Below are 20184 nucleotides of genomic sequence, written 5' to 3' on the forward strand. Positions count from 1 at the left end.
TTATTTTACAGCGTTCCCGTTTAAGTTAGTTGCGCAGAACTTTTGTTATCGGGCTTTGCTACTATTGTCTACCTATATATACGTATCAGCATGCCTCTGGTTTCGCGAAAAAGCGATGATACTTAAATGGCCTTGTACGGATTCGATCATAAACTGAGAGTGAACAAGTACTGCGCACTGTAATACGTGACCATCACTCCGTAATCGCCCCAACTGACGCTTTTGACGAATCGGTTCCAAGCGAGTAGGGCATCAGAAACGTAAAACAGTAGTGAGCCGACAATGATTAACGGGTTGCCGGAGAGTACGGCGCGCCAAACCATTAGCGAAATAACCGCAATGTAAAGGATAACGGCAAACTGTAGCCCACGGCCTCCTTCTTTATTTGCACCAGGTGCAAGTAGCGCGTAATAGCTCGCGGCAAGCGCAACCAATACGATTGTGGATAGAAGGGCGGGGGGATCGAGTGCGTCTAATCGCCATGGTGCTGGAAAGGCGATAACGTAAAAGACGTGGGCGATAAAAAAGGCGACCAGTCCTTGTAAAAAGTGGTTGGACGGTAACACGAGAAATACATCGCCGACGACGGAAAACAGTAAAGCGATCAAGACGAGCCAACCGTATACACCGGCAGCGGGTAACTTAGTAGCCGCTATTAAAATGATAAAAAACATCGCACTCGGCTTCAGTACGAGATGCCGCCAACTATACGGCCGTTTCAATACGTAAAGGTAGGCGACCGCAGTACAACACGCACCGAGTGAGAAGGCGTATACGAGCAAGCAATCACCTCCCGCCAATCGTTTACGGCAAGCGCACGCAACGGCATGTGACCGCAGCGCAACCACACCCGACACGTTTTCTATACATTCTATAACCTTAGTATATCGTACAAGTTTTGCTCATACAATTAGTAGATAAACTGTCGGCCGTTTTTTTCAAACATGCAGGAATTTGCCGTTTCATAGCGAATAGTTTTTATCCGGCCTTTAATTGTTCATGGTGAAAGGAGTTTGTATAAGTGGCCAATCGCAAAGCGCCGAGTGGCGCAAAATACGCGCAGCGTCCCGGGCGCAAGAAGCAGCGCAGGTCAGCACAGGAGCGGCGCTGGTCAGCAGAGGAGCGTCGCGAGACGAAGTATTTTTACGTGTTTGTCCTACCGTGGATTGCTGGATTTATTTTATTTATGGGCGGTCCGATTATTTTGCTTTCTTATTACAGTTTTACCCAGTACGACATTGCTAGCGCTCCGGTGTTTGTCGGCGGGCAAAATTACGAGCAGTTGTTTGAAGACGAGTTGTTTTGGAAAGCGGCGGGGGTAACGCTCTATTACACGTTGCTTAGCGTGCCTGTCGGGCTCGGTCTGGCACTTATGACGGCAATGCTTGTAAACGCTGACATTCCGGGGCAACGCATTTTTCGCACGATCATTTATTTGCCGTCCGTCATTTCCGGTGTCGCCTTATCGCTGTTGTGGGTGTGGCTGCTAAACCCGCAAATCGGCATTGTCAATTACTTAATTTATAAAGTGTTTGGCGTAGAAGGACCGCAGTGGTTGCTCAGTGAAACGTGGGTCATTCCTTCCTTAATTCTGATGTCCTTTTGGGGGATCGGCAATCAAATGGTCATTTACTTGGCTGGTTTGAAAGGGGTTCCATCTAATCTGTACGAGGCGGCGAAAATCGACGGGGCCTCGCGTTTTCGGCAGTTTTGGCACATTACGTTGCCGATGATATCGCCGGTGACGCTGTTTTTACTCATTACGGGGATGATCGGTTCTTTCCAAGTATTCACTCAAGCTGCGGTCATGACGCAAGGCGGGCCGAATTACGCGTCGTACTTTTACGTGTATTACTTGTACCAGCAGGCGTTCGGCGCGTTTAACATGGGGTACGCGTCGGCGATGGCATGGATTTTACTGATCGCCGTCGTCATTCTCACTGCGATCTTGCTGAAGTTTTCCGATCGCTGGGTGTACTACGAAGGAGGGAAATAACGTGACAGGAAGGATGGTAACAGAGACCGACTCCCGTCGCACCACCCCGCTCCCGCCGCACCTCGGACAAAGCGTCCGGCGCAACCGTTTAGTGACGAGGTTGGCTGTGTACCTTGCGATATTGTTTATTTGTGGCTTGATGTTGTTACCGCTGTTTATTATGTTGTCCACGGCGCTAAAAACGCAAGAAACAGTGCTCTTGTTTCCGCCGCAATGGATTCCCAATCCGCTCAACTGGGCCAGTTTTTCCGAGGCGCTAGCGACGGGGCCGTACGGGCAATACTTTTTTAATACGTCGCAGTATGCGATTGTCGGGACGTTCGGCGAGGTGCTGTCGTCGGCGATCGTCGCCTACGGCTTTTCGCGCTACCGCGGTTGGGGACGCAATGTGCTCTTCCTCATCGTGTTAGCGACGATGATGATCCCGTATCCGGTCGTCATGATTCCGCAGTTCGTACTGTTTAAGACGCTCGGGTGGACGGACTCGTACTTGCCGCTTATCGTGCCCGCTTTTTTTGGCTCGGCCTATATTATCTTTTTGCTGCGACAGTTTTTTAACACGCTACCGAATGATTTGTTTGAAGCGGCGCGGTTAGACGGGTGCGGCGAGTTTCGCGCCTTTTGGAAGATCGCTTTGCCGCTCAGTAAGCCGGCGCTCGCCAGTGCGGCGATTTTCGGGTTCATGGGTCGGTGGAACGACTATTTAGGACCGCTCATCTACCTGAACAGCGAGGAAAAATATACGGTGTCGATTGCTTTGGCCTCTTTTATGAGTCCGTACACACTTATTCCGTGGCACTTGTTGATGGCTGTGACGCTCGTGGCTGTGTTACCGCCGATCGTTATTTTCTTCTTTGCCCAAAAGTACTTTGTGCGCGGCATCGTCATTTCTGGCATGAAGTAATGGTGAAAGGAAGTAAAGGAGGTGAGCGATACGGGAGTTGTTGTCAATTAGCGCATCATGCGTTAGTGGCACTGTCGTACGGTGTAGGAAAAATGTAAAACGGGAGGTATGAGGCAGTGAAAAAGGCTTTTTTTACAGTTTTTGTCGTCATTGCGGTCGTCATGGTTACTGTTTTAAGCGGTTGTAGTCAAGAGGCAGGCTCGGATGGCAAGAAGGGTGACAGCAAGTCCGGCGATGTGACGTTGACGGTGCTGATCAACGCGGGAGCGAAGGTCGATTTTTTGAAAGATAAGGTGAAACCTGCGTTCGAGAAGGAAAATCCGGGGGTTAAATTGAACGTCTTGTCGGTGCCGTACGATCAATACGACTCGAAGTTGTCGACACTCATCGCTGGGGGGACACCGCCTGACGTGTGGAGTCACTGGGGGCAAAGTGGGTTCGCCGATTATTACAAGCGGGGGCTCATCGCTGATTTATCTCCTTTCATGGACGACTTTGACAAAAGTAAGATGCAGGATAAATTGTTAGATATTTACAACATAGACGGTAAACAGCATGGGATCCCGTTCTCGTCTTTTACGAGTTTCTTCTATTATAATAAAGAACTGCTCGACAAAGCGGGGATCGATTACCCAGAGTACAAGTGGAACGATCCGGAATGGAACTGGGACAAAGTGGTCGATATGGCCAAACAGCTAACGAAAGACTATGGAAAGCCGAACGGTGTATACGGGTTTACAATGAATTTAGGAGACACAATTGACACGTATGGCTGGGACTGGGGCGCTGACATTTACGGCGACGAGGCGTACAAAAGCGGGATGGTCGGGGAAAGTCAGTTGACAGGACCGAAGTTTATCGAGTCCGTGACGTTTTTCCGCGATCTTATTTTTAAAGAAAAAGTATCGCCGACTGCGGACATTACGCAAGCGGCACAACAGACGGGCGATCCGTTTGTCGCTGGCAAAGTGGCAATGAATATGACGGGCGCATGGGGATTAGGTAACTACGAGAAAGGAAAAATGAAGTTCGGCGTTGCCCCGATTCCGACCGGTCCAGCGGGGACGGCAACCCCGATCTTGTACGTCGACCCGTTAATGATTTCTTCGAAAAGTAAGCATCCAGACGAAGCTTGGAAACTCGTCAAGTTTTTGGCAAGTACGGAAGCGCAAAAAATGTGGGTTGAAGTGACCGGGTTTCCGCCAGCCGATACGGAGGCGTACGAAGACTGGTACAGCCGCTTCAAAGACAATATCGACGTGGCGTATTTGAAGGAGTTGAATGAAGCGGCGATTGAGAACGGCAAAGAATCGCCAAACCACTTGCTCTCCGGTTACGCGGAAATTTTGACTTTCTTAACGAACGAATCAGAGCCGATCTTCTTGAAGAACGAAGATCCGAAACAACTGTTAGAAAAAATGGACCCGAAATTTAACGACTTGCTACAGAGGATCAAGCAGAAGTCAGAAAAATAGTTTCTTCTATCCATGACAGAATGGTGGATTCACCCACATTTGGCTTCTTTTATGCGGGAAATGTGATAAAATATGGGCGATCAAGTCATTTCATGCGAAGGGGAAATAGCAATGGTAGAAGTTCGTGCCTTACAGGTCGGTGAGCTAGCAGCTGCGGCAGCGCTTGCGGATGCGACGTTTCGCGACGAGGAACAGTTTTCGATGGCACAGGCGTTTCCGAACATTTTTTCGCACAGTTTACGGGAACAGTCGTACGGGGCGTTCGACGACGGAAAGCTCGTTTCTTTCATGGGAGTTGTTCCGACGGTCGTCCACGTTGGGGATGCGCGGTTAAACGTTTTTTCGATTGGCGCTGTATGCACCCATCCAGACTACCGCGGGTATGGGCTTGCGAGCGATGTGTTAGCGAAAGCGATGGCCCATATCGACCGCGCCGACGGGGCGCTCATGCTCGTCTCGGGCACTCGCTCACTATACACGCGGATCGGTTGCCACTTGTTTGGGGCGGTGACGCGGTTCGTACTCAAGCCGACGCACGCGCGGTCACTGCTGGCGCAGGCACCGACAGGCGTCGTGATCCGTGAATTGGAACCGGCTGACTGGTTGAAACTCGCGGCACTTGCAGCGGCGCGTCCGGTGCGATTTGAACAAAGCGTGTGGGATTTGGCGGCGCTAATCGACGCAGAAGCGTACGCGAGTTGCATTAAGTTAGCACACAAAGTGCTCGTTGCCGAAGAAAATGGACAATTGCGCGGTTTTCTCGTCGCTAGTGTCCCTTATGCGAACGGTTCCAAACGGCCGCCGCACGCCTTTGAGTGGGCAGGCGATGCGGAAACGATACGCTTGCTAGCGGCGGCAGCGGTCGACCGTTACGCGTTGACCGAGTTGGAAATTCCGGTCTCATGGTTTGAAACGGCGCTGCTCGAAAGCTTGCAGCAACCGTTCGCGGAAAAGAAAGAACAACAGGAGCAAAATCTCGGTACGGTGAAAGTGATACAGGCGGAGCGCCTCCTCGCGCAGCTGAGACCGTATTTGCACGCGCGAGATGCGGAGGTAAGTGAGCAGTTAACGGTGCGCCAGTTGGCGAACGGGGATACGGTCGTCTCGGTCGCCGACGCAAGTACCCAGTTAACCCCACAAGCGTTCATTTCACTGTTGTTCGACCCCGAGCCTAACTTTGGCGTGGCTATCGATGTGCAGTTACAGGCACAGTTAAAACGGCTGTTTCCAATTCCGTTTCCGTATTCTGCCGGCTTGAACTACGTATGATGCCAGTTTGTATGGTGTGAGCCGCCCTAGGGGCGGTTTTTTTAATTCGTGTATATTACTAAAAAGTCGCGAGCGTTTAAACGTTTAACAGAAGGTTCTCATATAATGAGGTAGGATTTAATTTAGGGGGTATTTCGTCAGTGGGACATCCGAGTAGAACGACATTGTACTTCGCCTACGGTTCGTGCATGGACGAAGAGAGGTTACGGGAACACGGGGTGCACCATTTCTTTCAGGATGTAGTCGGAGCCGGGGTACTGAGTGGCTATCGCTTAGCGTTTACGCGTAGGCGAGGGAATTACGCTTACGCTGACATCGTGCAGGATCGCCGCCATTCGGTCGAAGGGATCGTTTATCGCTTGCCGCCAGAAGGTGTCGCCTATTTAGATGAACGGGAAGGGCGCGGCGTCGCTTACGAACACCTATGGGTGGAGGTTGTTGTCGGTCGCACAGTGCTCTCCCCCGTACTGACGTACACAGTAATCGACAAGTATTTTCCTGAACTTCCTCCAAGTGAGACGTATTTACGCGAAATATTGCGCGGTGCCGACGGGATCTTGAGTCCGCGTTATATGAAACAGTTGCGAGAACGGTTGAAGCGCCAGTTTCATCTCGACATGAGTAACATTCGGTGAACCTTCCAACGATCCGCCGCCGCGGAGATCGTGCGCGCAGAGCGAATTTCTGCTGCTTTTCCCACATTGCCGTTTACCGCGGGAATTGGTAAAGTTGAAAGAGATACGTTAAGGGAGGAGGGTCTTTTAGTTCGCATGAAACGTTTGTATACAGGGCCTTTTTCGGCTGTTTACCGGAATGTTTGGATTGCGAAGGCGAAGCGGATGGCGAGCGATGACTGGTTGTGGCTGCTGCCGACGCGCTATTTGTTACATACGGTACGGCAACGGCTGCTAACGGGACAAGCTGGTTTAACGGAAGTTCCGCTGCAAACATTTGACGATGTCGCTAAGCACCTCGCCGAGCAGGACGGGCGTGCGACTCGCTTCGTCAGTGAGTATGTCCGCGTAAAAATCGCCCAGAGATTGCTAGAGCAACACGAGGGCGATCCGGCGCTTGCCGTGTTTCGTCCGATCGCCCACCAACCGGGGTTAGCTTTTTCGGTTGCGCGCACAATTGGCGAAATGAAGCGGTACGGCTTCCGCCAAGAAACGGTGCAGACGTATTTGGAAGATTACCGCGCGACGGCACACGAGTTTCCGCGGGAATACGCGATCGCTCATTTATTCTTTCTATATCAACAAGAATTATACCGCCACGACGAGCTGCTTGTCGACCACGAAGAGCTGTTACATATCGCGACGGAACGCTTGCGAACGGTCGGCGATTTAGCTGCAGATCCGCTAGTCGGAAGACGCGTCCTATGGATCGACCACTTCACGGACTTTACGCCGTTGCAGATGGATTTATTGTGTGAGTTAACGGCTGCCGCGAGCGAAGTCGGCATTTATATTCCTTTTCCTGCACAGCACGAAAAAGATTTGCCTCATTTAAGTGCGCAACTACAAGAAACGATTTACAAGTTAGCAGATTTAGGGGTCGAACACGTGCCCCTTGACGGATTGACGACAGAGGAAGCTATGCGGCGACTGCAAAGCGATTGGCTGCCTGAGGCCGAGGTAAAGGCGGAAGACGAGGGTGCTTTCTTTTCTAGCGCCGCGTTCCCTTTACTCGAACGCGAACAGAGGACCGGTGAAGGATGGGAACGATCAGCGCGGACTGGTCAAGCGGACAAGCTGCCGCCGGCGCCAGCTGGCCTTTCTTGCTTACCCGCTTGTTCGCCACAGCGCGAAGTGGAAGAAGTGGCGAAAGAGATAAAACGGCTCGTGCGCTTGGAAGGCATTCCGTTAAATGACATCGCGATCGTAGTGAAAGATTCGCAGTATGAACCGCTCTTGCACGAAGTGATGCGGCGCGACGGGATCCCGCTCTATACGGATGAGCGCGTCCCTTTACACGAGACGACGCTCGTAAGACAACTGCTCGCACTGTTGCGACTGCCAGGGGCTGGCTGGGAGCCGCGCGACGTGCTCAGTTTAGCACAAGGTGGCTACCTCCGCTGGCAACATCAACCGCCGCACGGCATAGAGACGTGGGTACGCCAAATTGGGCTGACGAGTGAGAGCGGCGACTGGCGGCTCGCATGTGAGCGCGACTTGGCTCGGCTACAGCGGTTAGCGCGCGACCAAGAGTCTTCGTCGCTTCCCGAGGAGGAACGGGCGAAGTTACTTGCGCGCCTTGCACGACAACAGGAGCATGTACGGCGCATTGCGGCTTGGTTAAACGAGGTACACTGTTATGTGGACGACCTTGCTGCTGCGACTTCGTGGGAGGAACGGCTCGCGGCCGTCGAACGGGTGTGGCAAAAGTTGGACATCAGCGCCAGTATTCGCCGTGTCTGGTTGGACGAGATCAAACGCGGCGAGTTAGACGGCTATTGCCGCGATTTACTTGTCTTTGAGGCATTGTGTAGCTTGTTGCAGGAGATGAAACAGCAGGGAGTGCTGTACGCACAGCGAATAACTCATTCGTGGTCTGGTCTCGTCAGCGAATTGCGCGAACAGATTAGTAGAAAAAACGTGACGGCGCACCGTGGTCAAGTAGGGGGCATTCGCCTGTTTGATCCGTCGGCGATTCGCGGTGCTAGTTTTGCCGTCGTGTGCGTGCTCGGTTTAAATGAAGGGAGTTTTCCAGCCTATAACCGCGAAGACTGGTTAATTCGCGACGCAGAGCGCGTAACGTTACAGTTCGGACAAGCCCGTTTGCCCGCGAGTTACGCTGGGGACGAGATGGAGCAGCTGTTTTTTGAGATGGCGACTCACCCAGCGCGCGAGAAGCTCATTCTGTCTTATGTTTCTCCGGAAGTGGACGAGCAAGTGCTACGCTCGCGCTTTTTGGAACAGCTGCAGCGGCGGTTTGCGCCAGGCGAGTGGCTTGCGCCAGAGCGTTTTAGCGAAGCGTTGGAAAGCCGCCTGTTTGCGGCCGAACGAGAAGCCGTTTCTTCGGGGCAAGAGTATTTAAACCGCGCGTTGTGGCATTGGGGTAGAGCGGAACGAGAGACTGAGGTGTTGCGGCAGGATCCACTTTACCACGCAGAGCGAAGTGCACTCGATCGGTTAACCACTCACGCAGCGATTGAGCGGGTACGGCGCGAAGGGCCCTACAGCCGCTGGGATGGACATCTACAGGATCCGCAAATCCACGCGAGGTTGCGGGCTGAATTTTCCCCCGATCGCACGTACAGCGTGTCGTGGATTGACGATTATGCGGCGTGCCCACTGTACTTCTTTTTTGCGCGCGTACTGAAGGTGCGCCAGTTGGAAGAGGCGGAGGAGATGTTGTCGCCGCTCGAGACGGGCAACGTGTTACACGAAGTGCTGCGCCGCCTGTTGAGTGCTAGGGAGGGGCTGTTTAGCGAGCAGTCGTTCGACGCGTGGCGAGACATGCTGCACGACGTGTTCTGCCAGGTGACGGCGGAGTGGGAAGCGGAGCGGCAGCACGTGTTGTCGCCGCTGTGGCCGCTAGAAAAACAGCGGTTGTTAAGTCAGTTGGAGCGGTGGTTAGTGCACGAGGTCGAGCGGATGGGACGCGGGCGCTTTACGCCCCAGCACCTAGAGTTTGCGTTTGGGCTACCTGCTGGAGACGGTAGCGACCCGCAGTCTGTCTCCGAGCCGATTGAGCTCTCACTCGGGGGGGAGACGATACGGCTCGTCGGGCGCATCGACCGCATCGACCGCGATCGCGATGGCAACTTTGTGTTGTACGACTACAAGTTGTCGACGGCGCGCTACAAAGGATGCCACAATATGGCAGAGACGACTAACTTTCAACTGCCGCTGTACGCACTCGCTTACGAGCGATTACTCTTAGATAAAGGAGAACAGGGCAAAGCGGCAGGAGCTGGTTTTTACAGTTTGCGTCCGCAAGATAATTTCCAGCTGATCGGCCTATGGGAAAAGGCGTCGCTCGCCGATTTAGGTTTGCCGCCGCGCACGCGTGCGGGAGTAACCGAAGACGTGGCTGAAGAAGCGGCGCAAGCGTTGGTGCGCATCGCTAACTTCATGGCGGCGATTAAGAGCGGGCGCTTCTACTTGCTACCGGAGCACGAAGAGAATACGTTTTACGGTAACAGAGCGCTGTATCGCACCGAGCGGCGCATACGAGACGTAAAAGCGCGTAAAGCGCGTGAGGCGCGTGAGGCGGAATATCGTACAGCGGAAGTGGCATGCGCCGAGAGTACGGATGAGACTACGGAGCGTACCACCGACACGGCTACGGACGGACAAGGGGATCGACAACGGAAACAGGTAGAGCGAGGTGAGGCACGTGATTGATTGCGTAGCGCCAAAAAGAGAGATTGTGCGCGACCCGGCACCGCAACCGGGACAGTTACAAGCGATTGCGCAATTGGACCGCGATCTCGTCGTTTCAGCCGGAGCAGGTTCTGGAAAAACATGGGTGTTAACGGAGCGCTACATTGAAATGCTCAATCGCGGTACGCGGCCAGATCAAATAGTAGCGATTACGTTTACGAAAAAAGCGGCGGCAGAGATGAAGATGCGCATCCGTGCGGCGCTTGCCCATATGGAACAGACAGCGCAAAGTATGGAGGAGGCTCATTACTGGCGAACGTGTCAACGCGACCTCGAGCGGGCGACGATTACGACCATTCACGGGTTTTGTACGACATTACTCCGAGATGCGCCGCTCGAAGCGACGCTCGACCCTAGCTTCCGCATTCTCGATGAAACCGAGGCAGCCATGTTGGAACGGCGGGTTCAGCGAAAAGTCGTCGACGATTGGTTAGCGCAAGGGGGAGCGCAGGCTGAGCTGCTGTACCGCGAGCTCGGCGGCCGCTGGGCTGTACAGGACGCCGTACACGCCTTAGTTGCGCAAATTCGCACGTACAACGTGTCACAACAGCAATTGTTGCAGGAAACGACGGCGACGTTGGATGCGCGGCGGCAGACGTTTCACCAGCTAAAACAAGAGCTCAAACAATTAGCGGTGCACGGGCAACACCTCGTACAAGAAGCGCTCGATCGCAATGGAAAAAAGCCGCCGCCCAAATATTTGCAAACCGCTCAACCTTGGCTGCAAACATTTTCGCAGCTGTTAACTGAGGCTGAGGAGTGGGACGGCACGTACGAGGCGCACTTTGTCGACCGCGTCCACGACCTGCAAAAGCGTATATGGCGCAAGAGCGGCTCCGACGACTTGAAACAGTTGCATGCACAGTTAAAAGACGGGCTTGACGAGTGGTTGTTACACACGGAAGCGCCTAGCTACCGTGAGTTGCTCCACGCCTTACTCGACGTGACAACAGCTGTACACGCGTCGTACGAAGCAAAAAAGAGTGAGCGGCAAGCACTCGATTTTAACGATTTGGAACAGCGCGCCCTCGCCATGTTACGTACGCACCCGGAAATTGCGGCGCGCTGGCAGCAGCGCATCCACTACTTAATGGTTGACGAATTCCAAGATACGAATAATTTGCAGAAGGAAATATTAGACAGTTTGTGTGGAGCGGAGAGTACGGTGAAACGTTTCGTCGTCGGCGACGGCAAACAGTCGATTTACAAGTTTCGCGGCGCCGACGTCGCTGTCTTTCACCGTACAGGTGCTGAGATTTGCGCGCAAGGGGGAGCGGCAGTCTCTCTCGATGTGAACTTTCGCACGCAACAGCGACTCATTGCGTACGTTAACAGCTTGTTCCGTTTTCTCATGAAAAAAGAGGCAGACGATCCGGATGACGTCGTCGCTTACGAACCGCTCGTCGCTTTCCGTAAGCCACCACATACAAACGCATCTGTCGAGTTGCTCCCGCTAACGATTACAGAAGAAATGGCAGATCGGGCGCGGGAAATAGAAGCGCAGCGTATGGCTAAACGGTTGCGCACGATAGTCGAACGACGCGAGCCCGTCGTTTGGCAGCGGCCAAAAGGTGGCTCCGGCAACGGAGCGAGTGGCACCGGCGGTGTAGAAGAAGCGCGTCCAGTCACTTATGGCGATATGGCCATTTTACTCGCGGCGCGCACCCATTTGCACACGTATGAACAAGCGCTCTCCGACGAAGGCATTCCTTACCTCGTCGTCGGCGGGCGCGGCTTTTACGAACAACAAGAAGTGTGGGATGTGCTCACAGTGCTCCGCTTCGTACAAAATAGGGACGATGAAGTAGCCTTGCTCTCTTTTTTGCGGGCGCCGTTCGTCCACTTGAGCGACGAAGCACTTTACTGGTTGACGCGTGAAGCATCCCTTACACAAGCTTTTTTCTACACCGATGGCGCCCCAGAAGGAGTCGCCGCTGACGACTGGGAGAGGCTCCTCCGCGCGCGTACTTTATTCAAACGGTGGGAACGGATGAAAGTGACGGAAAACGTGTATACGTTAATGCGCGACATCGTCTCCGAGACCGGCTATTTAGCCATCTTGCTAGCGGCGCCGAACGGCGAACAAGCTGTGTTGAACGTCGAGAAGCTGCTAAAAATCGCGCGCGAAGCAGACGGCGAAGGGTTCACCTTGTTTGAGTTTTTGCAGTGGATTGACGAACTCGTGCAAGCGGATGTACAAGAAACTGAAGCGGAGTGGATTCGCGACCGCGGCAATGCGATCGTCATTATGACCGTCCACGCCTCGAAAGGGTTGGAGTTTCCTGTCGTCGTCCTGCCCGATCTCGCCCGGGAAGGGTTAAAAGGTACGTATGACCGTGCGCTGTACGCGCCGGGGCAGGGAGTAGCTGTGCGCTGCTCGCGCCAAGTGAGCGGCGTAGCGGAAGGGGACGGCCTGTACGACGCGTTTACGAAAAAAGAGCGGGCGCGGGACTTGCAGGAATCTTATCGTCTTTTTTACGTCGCAGCGACGCGGGCACGCGATTACTTGCTAATGGTCGGCTCGCAAAAAGAGACGAAAAGACCGAGTGAAGAACTGAAAAATAACTGGCTAGACTGGGTGGTTAAACATTTAGGATATCGCCAGCTCGCTGAGGTTCCGGACGGTGTGTACAATTCTGCTGCCGATTGGTCGATGCGAGTGACGTGGGATTTAGCGGAAGAAGCCGCGCGCGAGGCGTCTAGCGATGCGGGACCTCTGTGCGAGCAGCAGACGGACGCGACTCGCAGGGACGGTACCGAGCAACGGATGAGCAGTGCCAAGGAGGATGCCTATCCGTTGTACCGCCCACTTTCGGTCGAGGAAGTGGGGACGGCAGAGCCAGCGGTTTATACGGTGTCCGCCTTAATGGATTACGAGAAGTGCGCCCGCCTGTTCGTGTTAAAAAATCGATTGCAGTTGCCGCAAAGTTTCGCCGGGGTCCAGCAACCGCAAGCAGGGGAGAAGGAGACAGCCGGGGAAACTGGTCCGAGGGCAGCGGCATCAGATGCGACATCGCTAGACGCGTCTGAAAGAGGTGCAGCGGTGCCAGATGCGACATCGCTAGACGCGTCTGAAAGAGGCGCAGCGGTGCCAGATGCGACATCGCTAGACGCGTCTGAAAGAGGCGCAGCGGTGCCAGATGCGACATCGCTAGACGCGTCTGAGAGAGCGGCAGCGGCACAATTAGCGGTGGGTGAGTCGCTCGGCAACGTCGCCGTGCCACTTCTCGGCAACGTCGCCGTGCCACCTACTGCCGTCGGCAATGTCTTACACCGCGTGCTCGAGCAGGGGAGAAGGCCAGAGGCTCTCGACGCGGCGATCGCGCAAGCATGCCGCGCCGAGCGTTTAGACAAAACCGTTTATGAGCACGTCGCTGCGCGCGTACACCCCCTCGCGGAAACGTATTACCGGAGTGACATATACGCCGCGGCCGAAGCGGCACAGCGCGTGTGGCACGAGTTTCCGTTTCACTTCCAGCTGGCGGGGCATACGGTTTCCGGGGTCATTGATCTCTTGTACATCGATGCGGACGGTGCGGCGACGATCGTCGACTTTAAGTCAAACGATGTGCACGACGACGACCATTTAAAGCAGCTAGTAACCGACTACGAGGTGCAACTGCAACTGTATGCGTTAGTCGTTAAGCAGCTGTTGCAAGTACGTGTTCGCCGCGCGGTGCTGTACTTTTTACAACGCGACACCCCCGTTTCCATTCGAGTGGAACCGGATTTACTCGCATCGAAAAAAAAGAAGTGGGTTCATTCGTTACACGAGATGCACCGCCTGATGCAAGGTCGACAACTCCCGCACTGTACGGATGACCGCTGCTACTGCCGCAATTTTTTATTCGCGTAAAAAAGTGTCCAGCGGAACAAACTAAGTACGGAAAACCGCTTTGACAACCTTTATGAGGGTGGTGTTCGTATGACTGACTCTTGTGATCCGTTCGAAGCGAACGGTCAGCTCGTCGCAATGAACAAAAAGGAGCAGCGGTTTTACGATCGGTTACGCAAGCAACTATCCGCTAAAATTAAGCAATGGCAGGAAAAATTAGGAAATAGAGCCGCCGAATACTTACTGCTGCTCCCGGACCTATTCGTCTTGTTCGTCCGCCTTGTGCGAGATGCGCGCGTGCCGAAACAGGCGAAAGTTCTCGCTGGCGTCGCGCTCGCCTATATCGTCTCTCCGATCGATATCATTCCCGACTTTCTAGGCGGTATTGGCTGGCTCGACGACATCGTGTTGGCCGTTTACGCTGTTAAGCGAATTCTCGTCGACGTCGATCAGCGTATCGTCAAACAATATTGGACTGGGGAGTCTGATCTGTTATCGCGGGTACAGGAAGTGATTGCGGCAGCGGACCGCCTTATCGGTAGCCGCGTCGTCCATGCGATTCAGAGAAAACTGGCCAAGGCAGGGAAGTAGGATCGGGCAGATCTGCCCATTAATGGCACGCGAATGGTATGCGAAGACACAAGGTGTGACTAATAGTAACGATTGGCGATACATTTTGTGACTGAAGATTAGTTAGTAATTAGTTGTCTTTTGTTACGAATCGAGACGCTTTCCAACGAATGATGTAACATTTTATGACAAACAATTGAAGCCCGTCGACAACGGAATGGGTGTTGATGCTCATTGAAGCTTTCCATTCCAATGTCGACGGGCTTTGTGACAATGAAGCCGCGCTGCGCCAGATACTACGGCCTAAAAAAGGGCGTACTGGAAGCAAATGTATCTGCGATGACACGGTAGCCGCGGGCATTCGGGTGAATCGGCTGTTTCAAGGTGAAGGGGCGGTATTCCTCGAGTACACCATTGCGGTAATAACTGATAAGTTGTGCCTCTCGCCCTTGAAAAGCCATATACAAGTCGGCGACGGGAAAGTTGTAACGGGAGGCTATTTGCCGGATGATCCCCTCATTGCAAATGCCGACGAGTTCACGCGCGAGCGGCGTGTTCGGAAAAGGGTTATAAAACGTGCCGACGACGACCGAACGATGCAATTTAGCCAACGTATAACAAATGGTCGCGAAGTTGTGCTCGAATTTGGCTAGGGCGCGATCGAGGTAGTAACTATTACCAGAATGGCGCCAACGTACATACGCGTAAATAAGATCGTCGCCCCCGATGCACACCGTTACGAGGTCGGCGTCGCTCATTAATCGTAGCACCGACGCATGTTGCATTAACTTAAGTAGCCCGGTACTCGTCAGCCCCCTTTTTCCTAAATTACTAAAAAAAACTGGCCGTCCGACGTGGCCTTCGATCATCTCCGCCAAAACCGTCGGATAGCGGTTCCTATACGGGACGTTACTACCTTTTGTAATAGAATCGCCCAAGGCGACATAAGCGAAAGGATACATCGCGCTACTCCCAGAAAGAAGTTGTTACATCATATGCTTTTCCATCCCCTTCCGTGACTTGAGAGGGGTGAAAAGAGCTATTTTTATTCCATTTAATAGAAAATGAGGATCGGCGATCTAACGTCATAAACCGCTTTCATAACCGTTTCGGCATACGAAGCAATCGCGGAAGCGTGTCGAAAGACGTCAAAAACGGTAGTGAGGGCGCCTAGGAACGTTTTTTTTTGGCACAAATAGCCGATCAGGGCTATATATGCGTCATTCGACAAAAAATTACTAGTAGCATTGCGCGGGTAAGTCTGCTACAATAGGCGCAAGATTGGTGATTCCTCCCTATACTATTTCGGAGGTGTTGCATGAGACATAAGGTCATACTCGGCATGGGGATTCTTACGGTATTCGCTGTCGCTGGGTTATTGGTCGGATTTGCCATGCAGAAGGATGTTACAATTTCGTTTAACGACGGTAAGAAGGACGCGAAAGTGACCGTGTGGATGGGCACAGTGGAAGATGCACTGGCCGAAGCCGACTTCGACGTGGAAGAGTTGAAGAAACATTACCGCACGAGTGTACCGTGGACCCAACCGATTGAAGGGGACGTCCAAGTCGATTTGACGCGGTTTTACCGGGTGACGTTATTTGACGCCGGTAAGAAGTCGTTAGTAGAGACAGAAAATAGGACGGTAACTGACCTTTTTGAGGAAAAAGGCATAACTGTTGGAGACTTAGACGAAGTTAACGTATCACTTGATGATCAATTGACAGATGACATGCAAATAGTCATCGACCGCATCGAAGAGAAGGTAGTAACAAAGAAAGAAAAACTTCCCTTTGATACGAAGAAAAAAGAGGATGCCGATCTAGAAAAAGGCAAGGAAGTCGTCACGCGTCAAGGGGCTTCCGGGCAAAAGGTCACAAAAATAACATACAGATATAAAAATGGCGAGCTAATTGCGAAGGATAAAAAAGTTATCCGCAACAAAAAGCCGGTTAACAAAATAATCGCCGTAGGTACGAAGGAAGAGAAAGTAGTTGCAGCAGACAAACAACAAGTACATACACCTAAGAAGTCGGGCACGCAATTAGCTAATCGCCAGCGGGAGCAGACGTCCAATCAGTCTGCACCGAACAAACAAAACAACGAGTCTAAGCAAAGTGCGCCGAGTAAGCCAAAACCGGCTCCTAAACCGTCGCCAAAACCGGCTCCTAAACCGTCCCCAAAACCATCCAAACCAAGACCTGGAAAGCCAACAGCTTCCAATCCGGGGACGATTCAAGGACAGCCTTACTCGAGAGTCCTATCGATGACGGCAACGGCTTACTGTAAAGGAAATGACGGTGGTGGCCGTACGGCAACTGGTACCGTTCCGAAGCGCGGAACGATCGCCGTCGACCCGTCGGTCATTCCACTAGGGACGCGCCTGTACATTTCAGGATACGGATTTGGGGTTGCTGAGGATACTGGTGGTGCGATCAAAGGCAACATCATTGACGTTTTCGTCGGTTCTTGTGGCGAAGCAAACCAATGGGGAAGACAAGGCGTCAAAGTGTATATCCTGAAATAACGGCATACTTTGTAAGACATTTTTGGGAGGAACGCCCCCAGCTACATTCAGTGGCTGGGGCTTTTTTGGCGCTGTGAGCCGGAAACGGAAGGCTTACCGCCTCCCCGTGAATTTATTTTTTTACAGGATAAAATTAAACCTAAACAAATTCGATATAATAGTGTATAATAACTAGTGAATGACCCCTTTCTAATAGATTCCTCCCTTTTAAGCGTTGCCTTTCGCACGGCAACGCTCTTTTTTTTGCAGAAAAGCATGGTCCGAAATTAGAAAAACGCTTTCGGATCCGCGTACCCGAAAGCGTTTAACATTTGCCGTAATTATAAACGGTGAGACTAAAGTAGTTGCGACGTTTCTTCCGATTCTAGCCACTCGTTCCAAGTCGACGGCGTTACCGAAGAAGGAATCGTTTTGCCGCATGAACTCATTCGTTCATATGCCTCGTTCAACAGTGAACGTTCGTTTCGTTCTTTATCAGATAAGTCGCGTTTGTGCGCTTGTTCATTTAGTTGCAAGATCCGGCTCTTAATCGCCGATTCCACCGCAGACGCCTGAGCGTGCGTCTCCATCAGTAAAATACGTTTAATCACTGTCACTACCTCCTTACGAGCATAAGCTATCTTTATGTTAATGGTTGAACCATTATGTGCGAAACGTGAGCGCTATCACAATAAAGCAAGCGCTTTTTCTTCCTGTTTATATGATACCCTATTTTCGCCTTCGAAAACGTTAACATTTTGTGAACGCTTTGTCACACTTGAAGATGAAAGGTGAAGCGGAGATTGGAGAGGTTCTGTCGATGGCGTGCGTTTGAAGGGGCTGCGACAGGAAGCCGCTCTTTTACCGGCTTTCTGGACAGCCCCTTCATTTTCAAGGACTTTTTTGAGACAGCTTCTTCGTCCTTAACGGACGGTGCTTAAATAAGAGGCGATTTCCGCCACTTTATGTTGCGCGGCTTCTACTATTTCGTTCGGAATGGCCTGTGCGCGTTGAAAGCGATTTGGCCCAGGATATTTGCCGATATAAGGTTGGTCCAACTGTAAAAGTGAACGATCGTTTGCTCTTTGACGGGCATAATGGGTTGGGATGCGTAAATAGTACATCGTTCGTGAAGCGGCATCTTCTATGCGCATGTCGTATGTGAAGTCTATGTTTCCGCGGCGCGTGAACCCTTGTGCGCATAACATCCGATCGACGACGGGAAAAGGTTTCACCATTCCAGTGAGCAAAGATTCTTCAAAATGCAAAGATGGAACCTCCTTAGCGGCATGTTGTTCACGTACTTGCTTATTAATATAAACGTATGCAGCGACAGCGTGTTTCAAATCGGCAAACTTTTTTTAATCCAAAAAGGCACTGAGACGATTCAGCACCTTTGTGAACAATGTTACAGTTCTTTTTTCATGGCGATGTGTTCAATACCTGCGTCTAAAAAAAACTCCCCATACGGCTTGTAACCGAGTGTACTGTAAAACGGTTGGGCTTGTGTCTGTGCGTGAAGTTCGACCTCAGATGCCCCTTGCGCCATAGCTTCCGTTTCGAGTGCCGCCATGAGCTCGCGTCCAACCCCGCTGCCGCGGTAGCGGGATAAAACAGCGACCCGTTCGGCTTTAGCAGATCGCGGTGTGACGAGACGCATGCGCGCAGTTCCCGCCAATTCGCCGTTCACGGTAGCTAAAAAGTGGGTCGCCTCGTTTTCGAGTGAGTCGAGTTCGAGCGTCGGGGGAACGTGTTGCTCTTCGACGAATACTTTGTGGCGAATGGCAAAAGCGTCTGATTGCTCATCTGCCGTTATTTTTTTTACAGTGATCGTCATTTAAAACTGTCTCTCCTTAAGGTTGTTCAGATAATAAAAACGTTTGATACACTGTCCACATGCCGTTGTCCATTTCGTATAATAGATGGAAGCGGTCAACGGTCGTCGTGGCATTGAGCTGCATCATGCGTAAACTAACATATACGTCGTGCAGCTCCCCGTCTGACAGTTTTTGTCCGATCGTCATGTGCGGGACGTAACTATACGCCTGTCCGTCGTCTAAGAGTCCTGAGTTACACGCTTCGTGCAAACGGATCAGCGGTTCTTCGTCCTTAATCGCCATATAGATCACGTTCGTCGTCGGATAAAACGTATTCACTTTGTGAAACTCAATCTCGAAAGGCGCCGTCTCACGTGCGATTTTTTCCAAATGGGTCACGATGTCAGCGAGTTTACGATCTTGCAGCGAAAAATCGTACTTAAGAGTAATGTGCGGGGGAATGAGTGAATAATTTGAGTCGTAACGTTTACGATACGGATTCGCTAAGTCTTGAATTTCTCTGGACGGAAAAATAACGATACCGTATTTCATGTGGCTGCCTCCTTTTTGGGACAGTTGTATTTTGAATAGTGTACCTCATTTTTGCACGGTTGACAATTACAATCTTTAAACGTATTAATGTACAATGTATAGTAATAGAAAAAAAGTGAATGGGAAAGGAGACGTACGATGTCACACGTCCACAGTAATGTCGTAAAAAGTGCAGCTCTACAACGGCTAGAGGAACGCGGTGTCGCGCTCAAAGATATCGCTGATATTGTATACGAGTTACAAGTACCTTACTGTCCGCAATTAACGAAAGCGGCTTGCTTAGAAAGTGTCGTATCCGTTTTGGAAAAGCGGGAGATCCAACACGCGATTCTCGTCGGCGTGGAGCTGGACGAGTTAGCGGAACAAGGGAAGCTCTCTGAACCGTTGCAGTCGATTGTCGCCTCCGACGAAGGGCTGTTCGGGTGTGACGAGACGTTAGCGCTCGGTTCGGTGTTCGGGTACGGCAGTATCGCCGTCACTTCGTTCGGCTATCTGGATAAGCAAAAAACGGGTATAATTCGCGAACTTGACCGTAAGCGCAACGGTAAAGTACACACATTTTTAGACGATCTCGTGGCGAGCATTGCTGCTTCTGCCTCCAGTCGGTTGGCCCACCGGCTACGCGATGAGGAAGAAGCGTTAAAGGTAGTAAACGAGGACAGTAGCGCCCTGTAAAAAGGGCAAAAGACCCTGTTATAGGGTTTTTTTAATTCCGCTAAAAAAAGCCGAGACGGGGGCTCGGCATTAAATGTAAGAGGAGGGAACATTATGATTGGCCTAAAAAAAGGCCAAGGTTTGTTTGTAATATTAGCGTATGCAAGCTGTAAAAAGGGTGATTAGGCAAAAAATAAAAATGTGTTGCTATCCCAACA

At 51.9% G+C, this 20184-nt stretch carries 16 protein-coding genes; 10 read left to right on the top strand and 6 right to left on the bottom strand.

Annotation, left to right across the window (positions count from 1 at the left end):
* Positions 1 to 146 precede the first annotated feature (146 nt).
* Positions 147 to 782 carry a lysoplasmalogenase gene (locus BN1247_RS03620; protein WP_054949176.1) on the bottom strand — a complete coding sequence of 212 codons (636 nt, stop codon included), beginning with the start codon at positions 780 to 782 and terminating at the stop codon, positions 147 to 149.
* Positions 783 to 1021: 239 nt separating this feature from the next.
* On the opposite strand from BN1247_RS03620, the gene BN1247_RS03625 reads away from it, so the two are divergent.
* The 8 genes from BN1247_RS03625 (at position 1022) to BN1247_RS03660 (ending at position 14458) form a co-directional block, all read left to right on the top strand.
* Positions 1022 to 1996, top strand: coding sequence for a carbohydrate ABC transporter permease (locus BN1247_RS03625; RefSeq protein WP_231633113.1), 975 nt, complete (start codon positions 1022 to 1024; stop codon positions 1994 to 1996).
* Between the two features lies 1 nt (position 1997).
* The gene (locus tag BN1247_RS03630) at positions 1998 to 2900 is read left to right on the top strand and encodes a carbohydrate ABC transporter permease (protein ID WP_231633115.1); all 903 of its coding nucleotides are present in this window, start codon (positions 1998 to 2000) and stop codon (positions 2898 to 2900) included.
* A gap of 116 nt (positions 2901 to 3016) precedes the next feature.
* Positions 3017 to 4375, top strand: coding sequence for an ABC transporter substrate-binding protein (locus BN1247_RS03635; RefSeq protein WP_054949177.1), 1359 nt, complete (start codon positions 3017 to 3019; stop codon positions 4373 to 4375).
* Between the two features lie 111 nt (positions 4376 to 4486).
* Positions 4487 to 5644 carry a GNAT family N-acetyltransferase gene (locus BN1247_RS03640; RefSeq protein ID WP_054949178.1) on the top strand — a complete coding sequence of 386 codons (1158 nt, stop codon included), beginning with the start codon at positions 4487 to 4489 and terminating at the stop codon, positions 5642 to 5644.
* A 140-nt stretch (positions 5645 to 5784) separates the two neighbouring features.
* Positions 5785 to 6279: a gamma-glutamylcyclotransferase family protein gene (locus tag BN1247_RS03645; protein ID WP_054949179.1), complete on the top strand. Its 495-nt coding sequence runs from the start codon at positions 5785 to 5787 to the stop codon at positions 6277 to 6279.
* A 30-nt stretch (positions 6280 to 6309) separates the two neighbouring features.
* The gene (locus BN1247_RS03650; protein WP_187119712.1) at positions 6310 to 9993 is read left to right on the top strand and encodes a PD-(D/E)XK nuclease family protein; all 3684 of its coding nucleotides are present in this window, start codon (positions 6310 to 6312) and stop codon (positions 9991 to 9993) included.
* Entirely contained in the window at positions 9986 to 13888 is a 3903-nt protein-coding gene (locus BN1247_RS03655; protein ID WP_054949181.1) for a UvrD-helicase domain-containing protein, read from the top strand. Before BN1247_RS03650 ends, BN1247_RS03655 begins: the two co-directional genes overlap by 8 nt.
* A gap of 69 nt (positions 13889 to 13957) precedes the next feature.
* Entirely contained in the window at positions 13958 to 14458 is a 501-nt protein-coding gene (locus BN1247_RS03660; protein ID WP_054949182.1) for a YkvA family protein, read from the top strand.
* A 275-nt stretch (positions 14459 to 14733) separates the two neighbouring features.
* On the opposite strand, the gene BN1247_RS03665 is transcribed toward BN1247_RS03660, so the two are convergent.
* Positions 14734 to 15399, bottom strand: coding sequence for an SGNH/GDSL hydrolase family protein (locus BN1247_RS03665; RefSeq protein WP_054949183.1), 666 nt, complete (start codon positions 15397 to 15399; stop codon positions 14734 to 14736).
* A 356-nt stretch (positions 15400 to 15755) separates the two neighbouring features.
* On the opposite strand from BN1247_RS03665, the gene BN1247_RS03670 reads away from it, so the two are divergent.
* Positions 15756 to 16964, top strand: coding sequence for a 3D domain-containing protein (locus BN1247_RS03670; protein ID WP_054949184.1), 1209 nt, complete (start codon positions 15756 to 15758; stop codon positions 16962 to 16964).
* 335 nt (positions 16965 to 17299) lie between these two features.
* On the opposite strand, the gene BN1247_RS03675 is transcribed toward BN1247_RS03670, so the two are convergent.
* From BN1247_RS03675 to BN1247_RS03690, 4 genes are all read right to left on the bottom strand, one after another.
* On the bottom strand, positions 17300 to 17554 hold the full coding sequence (locus BN1247_RS03675; RefSeq protein ID WP_054949185.1) for a hypothetical protein: 255 nt from the start codon (positions 17552 to 17554) through the stop codon (positions 17300 to 17302).
* Between the two features lie 312 nt (positions 17555 to 17866).
* A complete protein-coding gene (locus tag BN1247_RS03680; protein WP_054949186.1) occupies positions 17867 to 18211 on the bottom strand; it encodes a hypothetical protein in 345 nt (114 codons plus the stop codon).
* Between the two features lie 140 nt (positions 18212 to 18351).
* A complete protein-coding gene (locus tag BN1247_RS03685) occupies positions 18352 to 18780 on the bottom strand; it encodes a GNAT family N-acetyltransferase (RefSeq protein ID WP_074011040.1) in 429 nt (142 codons plus the stop codon).
* A 16-nt stretch (positions 18781 to 18796) separates the two neighbouring features.
* Positions 18797 to 19312, bottom strand: coding sequence for a 2'-5' RNA ligase family protein (locus BN1247_RS03690; RefSeq protein WP_054949187.1), 516 nt, complete (start codon positions 19310 to 19312; stop codon positions 18797 to 18799).
* Positions 19313 to 19450: 138 nt separating this feature from the next.
* Here BN1247_RS03690 and BN1247_RS03695 point away from each other — a divergent pair, with 138 nt between their 5' ends.
* On the top strand, positions 19451 to 19987 hold the full coding sequence (locus BN1247_RS03695; RefSeq protein ID WP_054949188.1) for a phosphatidylglycerophosphatase A family protein: 537 nt from the start codon (positions 19451 to 19453) through the stop codon (positions 19985 to 19987).
* Positions 19988 to 20184: the final 197 nt, after the last annotated feature.

Origin of the sequence: Numidum massiliense (assembly GCF_001375555.1) — a bacterium.
GTDB lineage: Bacteria > Bacillota > Bacilli > Thermoactinomycetales > Novibacillaceae > Numidum > Numidum massiliense.

Bases quoted from the DNA above. Each gene is read 5' to 3' on its own strand.
- BN1247_RS03665 (WP_054949183.1), bottom strand. From the start codon at position 15,399: ATGTATCCTTTCGCTTATGTCGCCTTGGGCGATTCTATTACAAAAGGT.
- BN1247_RS03690 (WP_054949187.1), bottom strand. From the start codon at position 19,312: ATGAAATACGGTATCGTTATTTTTCCGTCCAGAGAAATTCAAGACTTA.
- BN1247_RS03685 (WP_074011040.1), bottom strand. From the start codon at position 18,780: ATGACGATCACTGTAAAAAAAATAACGGCAGATGAGCAATCAGACGCT.
- BN1247_RS03660 (WP_054949182.1), top strand. From the start codon at position 13,958: ATGACTGACTCTTGTGATCCGTTCGAAGCGAACGGTCAGCTCGTCGCA.
- BN1247_RS03695 (WP_054949188.1), top strand. From the start codon at position 19,451: ATGTCACACGTCCACAGTAATGTCGTAAAAAGTGCAGCTCTACAACGG.
- BN1247_RS03640 (WP_054949178.1), top strand. From the start codon at position 4,487: ATGGTAGAAGTTCGTGCCTTACAGGTCGGTGAGCTAGCAGCTGCGGCA.
- BN1247_RS03670 (WP_054949184.1), top strand. From the start codon at position 15,756: ATGAGACATAAGGTCATACTCGGCATGGGGATTCTTACGGTATTCGCT.